Here is a 2,406-nt window from a genome sequence, read left to right as displayed (position 1 = left end):
CGAAATGCATGTCCTTGCAGATGGCCAGGCCCATGGCCTGCCCCGCCACGGGCTGCACGGCATACGCACTGCCAGCAAGAAACTCGCGCTCGGGCGGCGCCAGATGATGCTTCTGATAACTGACGGGCGCGGCGCCATCGGGAGAAAACAGCCAGGCCAGGTTGCGCCGGCCAGCGGCGTCTTGCACGCCAATGCCCAGCGTAATCCATGCGCCCGTGCCGCGCGCCAGCGCCTGGAAACGCTGCCGCACGGCATCCGCCTGCGCGGGCGCCAGCACGGCTATCTTTTCCGGCAACAGCACCAGCCGGGCGCCCTGCCCGACCAGCCGCGCCACGTGGCGCGCGTACTGGTCCCAGATGGCTTGCGCGCGCGCCGGCGGCGTGGCCGGGCCGATGAAGTCATCGATGGCCACCAACCCCGCCAGCGGCCCGCCTGCTGCCGGCGCATCGTGCACACGCCAGGCGCCAGCGGCGAACGCTACCGCCAGCAGCAACACGGCGGCACCCGCCGCCGGCGCATACGCGCGGCCGCCCGCCAGCAGCAAGGCCAGCGCCGAGGGCAGCAGGCACAGCAAAAACAGCAGGCCAGGCACGCCCGCCAGCGCTGCCACCTGCAGCACGGCAAGGTTATCGGTTTGCGAATACGCAAGGCTGCCCCAGTTACCATCGAGCAAGAAGGCAGCCATCAGGGTATCGATGGCCACCCACAGCACGGGATACGCCAGCACCATCCAGCCGGAGCGGTAACGCAGCACGAGGCGCCGCGTGGCCAGCACCACCAGCAGCCACAGCAAGGCCTTGACGACGATCACGGCCAGCACGGCCGGCAAGGGCATCAGCAAGCGAAAATAGCTGAAGTTCGATGACAAGCCCAGCAAGGCAGCCAGGAAGGTCATCCAGGCGGCATCGCGGCGCGACGAGCGCAGGGCCAGCCACAGCACGGGCAGCGGCGCGCACCAGGCCAGCGGGCCCAGCGGCTGCGGCCCCAGCACCCAGTACAGGGGCAGGCCCGCCGCCAGCGCGGCGGCGGTTTGCGACAGGCGCCGGCGCAGCGCGGTACCGCCGGCAAACAGGATGGGCGCAGACAAGGTATGGAGCATCTTCATGCTTTCAGGGGGAGCCAGATTTCCACACCGCCGATGCCGCTGGCGGGATCGAATTGCCGGTCGTAGCGTTCAAAATCGGGCGCGTCGGCCACTTCCAGCCCGGACTGGGGCAGCCATTCGTTCCACACCGTGTACCAGGTGGCGCGGATGGTGGAAATATGCCCGCGGTGGTGAAATACGGCGTAGCGGCGCGGGGCGATGCGCAGCCGCGTCCAGCCCTCGGGCACCCGGGAAAAGTCGCTCACCGGCATGGCGCACAGGTAATCGAAATTACCCGCATCGTCATTGTTGCAGCACACGCCATACAGCACCTGGCCGGGTGCCGCATGGGGCAGGAAGCGCTGCCACAAGGCGGGGATGCCGGCAGATGTTTCCGCGCGATAACGTTCGACCAGGCCCGCCAGCAGCATGACGGGGCTCTGCTCGAAACGGGGTGGTGCCAAAGGCACGCCAGGCGCCACATCCATTTTGATGGCTTCCACCAGCGCGAGGTTGGCGACGTGGCGCTGGGCCCGCACCTTTTCCGGCGTGACGTGGAACTGTTCGCGGAAAGCCCGCGTAAAGGCTTCATGGGAGCTGTAACCGGCCTGCAGCGCGACGTCAAGGATGTCTTGCGCGCCCTGCGCCAGCGCGCGGGCCGCCTCGCTAAGCCGGCGCGCCCGCACATAGCGCATCAGGGAGTGGCCCGTGGCCAGGCCAAACGCGCGCGTCAGGTGACACGGCGAGGCGCCGCCCACGTGGGCGATGTCGCCGAGCGAGATATTGTCCGCGTAATGCGATTCGATATACCAGAGTGCCTTGGCCAGATAGTGCATGAGCGCTTCCCGTTGAACGAGCAGCGACTGTAGCATTTTCAGCAAGCCGTGGCTTGACCGGAATTGCGCAATACGGGCTTATTTTCTGGTGCGCTTTTCATGCACCAGCTGGCCGCCGCTGATGCGTGCCAGCTCGGCCATCTCCTGGGCCAGAAAGGCCAGCAGGTCGTCGATGCTGACGATGCCGGAAAGGCCGCCCAGGCTATTGACCACGGGCAAGCGGCGGATGCCGTTGACGCGCATGCGTTCGATGATGTCGTAGACGTCTTCGTCTTCGCTGGCGGTGAGCAGTTGCGCACTCATGATGTCGCCCACCAGCAGGCTGGCGGGGTCGAGGCCCAGGGCGATGACGGAAATGACGATGTCGCGGTCGGTGAGGATGCCGATGGGGACGCGCTCGCCGTTCGGCTGCTCGGCCACGATCAGGTCGCCCACATGATGCTGGCGCATCAGCAGCGCCACGTCCTGCACGCTGGTGTCACGCTG

3 protein-coding genes are annotated in these 2,406 nt (G+C 67.1%); all 3 read right to left on the bottom strand.

Going from position 1 to position 2,406, the window contains the following annotated elements; genetic code table 11:
* A partial coding sequence (locus tag K0F86_RS04670; protein WP_306823177.1) for a nitrilase-related carbon-nitrogen hydrolase occupies window positions 1–1,105 on the bottom strand: 1,105 nt, incomplete at its 3' end.
* Entirely contained in the window at window positions 1,102–1,920 is an 819-nt protein-coding gene (locus K0F86_RS04665) for an AraC family transcriptional regulator (RefSeq protein WP_219133196.1), read from the bottom strand. The genes K0F86_RS04665 and K0F86_RS04670, both read right to left, overlap by 4 nt.
* 78 nt (window positions 1,921–1,998) lie before the next feature.
* The coding region (locus tag K0F86_RS04660) for a CBS domain-containing protein (RefSeq protein ID WP_257571986.1) at window positions 1,999–2,406 on the bottom strand (408 nt) is incomplete at its 5' end.

Source organism: Janthinobacterium sp. UMAB-60, from assembly GCF_900095235.1.
Taxonomy (GTDB): Bacteria; Pseudomonadota; Gammaproteobacteria; order Burkholderiales; family Burkholderiaceae_D; genus Janthinobacterium.
Note: the sequence above shows the minus strand (reverse complement) of the source record. Positions and strands in the feature narration are given on the sequence as shown.

Excerpts from the sequence above, each read along its gene's own strand:
- K0F86_RS04665 (WP_219133196.1), bottom strand. The coding sequence starts at position 1,920 with ATGCACTATCTGGCCAAGGCACTCTGGTATATCGAATCGCATTACGCG.